Here is a 5,697-nt window from a genome sequence, read left to right on the forward strand (position 1 = left end):
GGAGGACGACGACCGAGGGGCCGGGGGTGGACAGGGCCTTGGTCAGGTCCTCGCGGAGGGCGTCCGGGCTGGTGCGCACCGCGGGGACGCCGAAGGACTCGGCGAGGGCGGTGAAGTCCGGGCGGGCCAGTTCGGTGCCGGTCGCCTCGCCGAACGCGTCGGTCATGTACTCGCGCAGGATGCCGTAGCCGCCGTCGTCCACGATCAGCCAGGTGACGTCGAGGCCGTACTGCCGGGCGGTGGCCAGTTCGGCGATGGAGTACATGGCGCCGCCGTCGCCGGAGACGGCGAGGACGGGGCGGCCCGGTTCGGCCGCGGCCGCGCCGAGCGCGGCCGGGAAGCCGTAGCCGAGGCCGCCGGCGCCTTGGGCGGTGTGCATGGTGTTGGGGCGCCGCGCGTCGAAGGCGGACCAGGCCCAGTAGGCCAGGATCGTCATGTCCCAGAAGCTGGGCGCGTCATCCGGGAGGGCCGCCCGGACGTCGGCCAGGAGCCGCTGCTCCAGGGTGAGTTCCTGGGCGGCGATGCGGTCGCGGACCTGGTCGAGCACCGTGCGCACCCGCTCGGCGTCGCCGCGGGCGGGGCGGGGCTCGGCGGTCTCCAGCAGGGCGGTGAGGGCGAGCCGGGCGTCGGCGTGGATGCCGAGCGCGGGGTGGTTGGACTCCAGCTTCCCGGCGTCGGCCTCGATCTGGATCACCCGGCCGCGCGGGGCGAAGGTGTGGTAGTTGGAGGACAGTTCGCCGAGGCCGGAGCCGACGACCAGCAGGACGTCGGCGTCCTCCAGGAAGTCGGTGGTGTGCCGGTCCTCCAGCCAGGACTGGAGGGACAGCGGGTGCTCCCAGGGGAAGGCGCCCTTGCCGCCGAAGGTGGTGACGACGGGGGCGTTGAGGCGTTCGGCGAGGGCGAGCAGCTTGCCGGAGGCGTCGGCGCGGACCACTCCGCCGCCCGCGATGATCGCCGGGCGTTCGGCGTTCGCCAGCAGATGGGCGGCGACGGCGGTCAGCTCGGGCCGGGGCACGACCTCGTCGGGGGTGGCGTCCAGGGCGGTGACGACCGGGAGGGTGGTCTCGGCCAGCAGGACGTCCTGGGGGATCTCCACCCAGACCGGGCCGTGCGGCGCGGTGAGCGCGGACTGCCAGGCGGCGGCGATCGCGGACGGGATCTGCGACTGCGTACGCACGGTGTGCACGGACTTGACGATGTCGCGGAACGACGCCTGCTGGTCGCGCAGTTCGTGCAGGTAGCCGTGGCGGCCGCCGCCGAGCCCGGCGGCCGGGACCTGGCTGCCGACGGCGAGCACCGGCGCGCTGGCGGCGGCCGCCTCCTGGAGGGCGGCCAGCGACATCAGCGCGCCGGGGCCGGTGGAGAGCAGCAGCGGGGCGGCCTCGCCGGTGATCCTGCCGTAGGCGTCGGCGGCGAAGCCCGCGTTGTTCTCCACCCGCAGACCCACGTACCTCAGGTCCGAGCGGCGCAGCGCGTCGAACATGCCGAGCGCGTGCTGTCCGGGCAGCCCGAAGACGGTGGTGGCCCCGAGTCCGGCGAGCGTCTCGACGACGAGGTCGCCGCCGGTGCGGCCCGCGGGAGGGTTGAGGGCCGCCTCGGTCTGGGCGGCGGTGGGCCGCAGGACGAGGTCGTGGTCGTGGGTCACTTGCCGTCAGCCTCCGTGTCGTTCGAGGTGGTGCGCGCGGCGGCGATCTGCCGGGACATGATGGTGGTCAGTTCGTACGCGGTGTGCGAGGCGGCCACCGAGGTGATCTCGGCGTGGTCGTAGGCCGGGGCGACCTCGACGACGTCGGCGGAGACCAGGTTGCAGGAGGCCAGCCCGCGCAGGATCTCCAGCAGCTCGCGGGAGGTCATGCCGCCCGCCTCGGGGGTGCCGGTGCCGGGGGCGTGTGCCGGGTCGAGGCAGTCGATGTCGATGGAGATGTAGAGCGGGCGGTCGCCGATGCGCTGGCGGAGCTGGTCGGCCACCTCGTCGGCGCCGCGCCGGTAGACGTCGGCGGAGGTGACGATGCCGAAGCCCATCTTCTCGTCGTCGGTGAGGTCCTGCTTGCCGTAGAGGGGGCCGCGGGTGCCGACGTGGGAGAGCGCGGAGGTGTCGAGGATGCCCTCCTCCACGGCCCGGCGGAACGGCGTGCCGTGGGTGTACTCGGCGCCGAAGTAGGTGTCCCAGGTGTCCAGGTGGGCGTCGAAGTGGAGCAGGGCGACCGGGCCGTGCTTCCTGGCGACCGAGCGCAGCAGCGGCAGCGCGATGGTGTGGTCGCCGCCCAGGGTCATCAGCCGCGCGCCGGTGCCCAGCAGGTCGTCGGCGGCGGCCTCGACGGTCTCCACGGCCTCGTTGATGTTGAACGGGTTGACCGCGATGTCGCCGCCGTCGGCGACCTGGGCGAGGGCGAACGGGGAGGCGTCCTGCGCCGGGTTGTAGGGGCGCAGCAGCCGGGAGGCCTCGCGGATGGCGTTGCCGCCGAAGCGCGCGCCGGGCCGGTAGGAGACGCCGGAGTCGAAGGGGACGCCGACCACGGCGACGTCGGCGCGGCCGACCTCGTCCAGGCGCGGCAGCCGGGCGAACGTCGCCGGTCCGGCGTACCGCGGGATGCGGGACGAGTCGACGGGGCCGCGCGGCGTGCCGTTGCTGCCGGTGCTGCTCATGTCCAGGGCCTTCCTCTGCTGCTGCGTTGCTGCCGCGGCCACGGGTGTTCCCGTGACCGCTTGTGGTCTTATCCGACCTTTTGGGTCCGGGTCTGACTGTAGTCGTGTCCGGCCCGTGCTCCGGCCGCCGTCACGGGGCGGCCGGGAAGGCGCCGGAACCCGCTCCGGCCGCCGCCGTCACGGGGCGGCCGGGGCCGCCGTCGTCATGAGGTGGCCCGCTCCGGCCGCCGCCGTCATGAGGTGGCCGCCGCCGCCGCGCCCGTCTCCGCGTCCTGCGGCGTGCGCCCGGCCAGCCGCTCCTTCCAGGCCGCGAGCACCGCCGGGTCGGTGGGCGGGGTGGCCAGCGAGACGACCAGGTAGGCAGCGAGCGAGGCGAGCAGCCCGTAGTAGATCGGCTCGGTGGCCAGCACCCCGAAGGCGGCCATCAGCCCGACCACGGTCAGCCCGCCGACGGCGACCGCGGCCAGCGCCCCGTACACCGTGCCGCGCTTCCACAGCAGTCCGCCGAGGATGGGCACCAGCAGCCCGCCGACCAGCAGGTTGTAGGCGACCGTGAGCGCCTCGACGACGTTGTTGAGCGCGATGGCGATGAGGACGACGGCCACCCCCATCAGCAGGATGAACGTCCGGTTGTCCTTGACCTCGTCCCGGGCGTCCGTGAGCTCCCCGCCCCCGTCGCCGCCCTTCACCGCGCCCTTCAGCCGGGACCAGATGTCGTTGTTGGCGACGGTGGCGCAGGCGATCAGCGCGCCGGAGGAGGTGGACATCACCGCGGCGAGGGCGGCGGCCAGCACCAGCCCGCGCACGCCCACGGGCAGTTCGTCGGTGACGATGGTGGCGAAGGCGTCGTCCGGGCTGCCCAGGTCCGGGTAGAGCACCTTGGCGGCGGTGCCGATCACCGCGCCCGCGACCGCGTAGGCCAGGCAGTAGGTGCCGGCGACCGTGCCGCCCCAGCGGGCCACCTTGTCGTCCTTGGCGGTGAACACCCGCTGCCAGATGTCCTGCCCGATCAGCATGCCGAAGGTGTAGATGAGCACGTACGTGAAGATCGTCTGACCGCCGATGCCCAGCGGCGCGAAGTAGTCGGCCGGGAGCTGCGCCTTCATCTCGGCCCAGCCGCCGGCCTTGACGACCGCGATCGGCAGCAGCAGGAGCAGCACGCCGATGGTCTTGACCACGAACTGCACCATGTCGGTCAGCGTGATCGACCACATGCCGCCGAGGGTGGAGTACGCCACCACGATCGAGCCGCCGATGACGATCGCCACCCAGCGCGGCAGGTCGAACAGCACGTCGAAGATCGTGGCGTAGGCGATGGTCGAGGTGACCGCGAGCATCAGGGTGTACGCCCACATCACCACGCCCGAGATCACCCCGGCCCGGCCGCCGTAGCGCAGGTCGAGCATCTCGGAGACGGTGTAGACCTTCAGCCGGGCGATCCGCGCCGAGAAGAACAGCGACAGCGCGAGCAGGCCGAAGCCGATGGTGACGACCATCCACGCGCCGGACAGGCCGTGGGTGTAGCCGAGACCGACGCCGCCGATGGTGGACGCGCCGCCGAGGACGATGGCGGCCATGGTCCCGGAGTACATCCCGGGCCCGAGGCGGCGTCCGGCCACCAGGAACTCGCTCTTGGACCTGGCGCGGCGCATGCCCCACCAGCCCATGGCCAGCATTCCGGCCAGGTAGAGGACGATCACTGCGTAGTCGACGGCCATGGGGCCTCCTTCGCTCACCTCGGTGGCGTGTCGTGCGGGGACGTGTGCGGTTCCGCGGTCCCGGTGGCGCTTGCGGGGACATCCGCCCGTACCCGCGGCCGCCGGTCGGCACGACCTTAGGTGGCCGGAAAGCGACCCTGAAGTGTACGTTTCCTCCATCCGGAGTGAGCTGGACGGAGGAATCATCCATGACGACACCCCCGACGCCCCCGACGTCCTCGCCGCTCCGGTCGTCCTCGCCGCTCCCGACGTCCTCGCCGGCAGGCGGCGCCCCGCCGCCCGGCCCCGCCATCCCGCTCTCCGCCCTGCTCGCGGACGAGGAGCTGGGCCTGCGGCTGGTGGCCGGCGCGGACGATCCGGCGGCCGTCGCGGTGCACTGGGTGCACACCTCGGAGATGGCCGACCCGCTCCCGTACCTGCTCGGCGGCGAGCTGCTGCTGACCGCCGGCGTGCAGCTCGCCGAGCCCGAGCGCAGCGCCCGGTCGTACGCCCAGCGGGTCGTCGCGGCGGGCGGCGCGGCGCTCGGCTTCGGCGTGGCCCCGGTCTACGACACCGTCCCGGACGCCCTGGTCGAGGCCTGCGCCCGGGCCGGCCTCCCCCTCCTCGAAGTCCCGCCGCGCACCACGTTCACCGCGGTGGGCCGGGCGGTGTGGCGGCTGATGGGGCAGGCCCGCCACCGCGAGCTGCGCCGGGTCACCGAGGCGCAGCAGGCGCTCGCCACCGCCGCGGCCCGCCCCGATCCGGTCCCGGCCGTCCTCCACGCGCTGGCCTCCCGACTGCCGGGCCGCACGGTACTGTACGCGGGTGACGGACGCCCCTACGCGGCGGCCGGCCGCCCGCTGCCCGACCCCGTCGAGTCGGCCCTGAACCGCCTCGCCGCCCGGGCCGCGGCGGGCACCGCCTCCGCCGCCGACACCGTGGAGGGCACGCACCTGACCGCGTACGCCCTCGGCGGCACCCGCGGTCTGGCGCTCGGCGTGGCCACCGGCTCCCGCGAGCCGGGCGACCACACCGTGGCCGGCGTCGCCGTCGTCCTGCTCTCCTTGCTCACCGCCCGCCACCAGGGCGCCGACGAGGCCACCCGTACCGCCGCGCTGGTCAGGCTGCTGCTGGGCGCCGCCCCCGCCGAGGCGGCCGCCGCGCTGGGCCCGGCGCCCTGGACCGTGGTCCACGCCCAGGGCGAGGGCCCGCCGCCCGCACTCGGCACCCCGCTCCTCGACACCGCCGACGGCACCGTGCGAGCCCTTCTCCCGCACGGGCACGAGGTGGCCGAGCACCCCGGCTGGACCGTCGGCGTCAGCGCCCCCTCCACCCCCGCCGACCTGCCCGCCGC

General features: G+C 74.5%; 4 protein-coding genes. 1 reads left to right on the plus strand and 3 read right to left on the minus strand.

Annotated elements, in window-relative coordinates; translation table 11 throughout:
• The 3 genes from C6N75_RS24620 to C6N75_RS24630 form a co-directional block, all read right to left on the minus strand.
• A partial coding sequence (locus C6N75_RS24620; RefSeq protein WP_105871090.1) for a thiamine pyrophosphate-binding protein occupies positions 1–1,645 on the minus strand: 1,645 nt, incomplete at its 3' end.
• Positions 1,642–2,646, minus strand: a complete 1,005-nt coding sequence (gene speB, locus C6N75_RS24625; RefSeq protein ID WP_105871091.1) for an agmatinase — start codon at positions 2,644–2,646, stop codon at positions 1,642–1,644. The genes speB and C6N75_RS24620, both read right to left, overlap by 4 nt.
• A 233-nt stretch (positions 2,647–2,879) precedes the next feature.
• Positions 2,880–4,364, minus strand: coding sequence for a sodium:solute symporter (locus tag C6N75_RS24630; RefSeq protein ID WP_105871092.1), 1,485 nt, complete (start codon positions 4,362–4,364; stop codon positions 2,880–2,882).
• 188 nt (positions 4,365–4,552) lie between these two features.
• Here C6N75_RS24630 and C6N75_RS24635 point away from each other — a divergent pair.
• Positions 4,553–5,697 (plus strand): PucR family transcriptional regulator ligand-binding domain-containing protein (locus C6N75_RS24635; protein WP_105871093.1); only part of this gene is annotated, 1,145 nt, incomplete at its 3' end.

The organism is Streptomyces solincola, assembly GCF_002982015.1.
Classification (GTDB): domain Bacteria; phylum Actinomycetota; class Actinomycetes; order Streptomycetales; family Streptomycetaceae; genus Streptomyces; species Streptomyces solincola.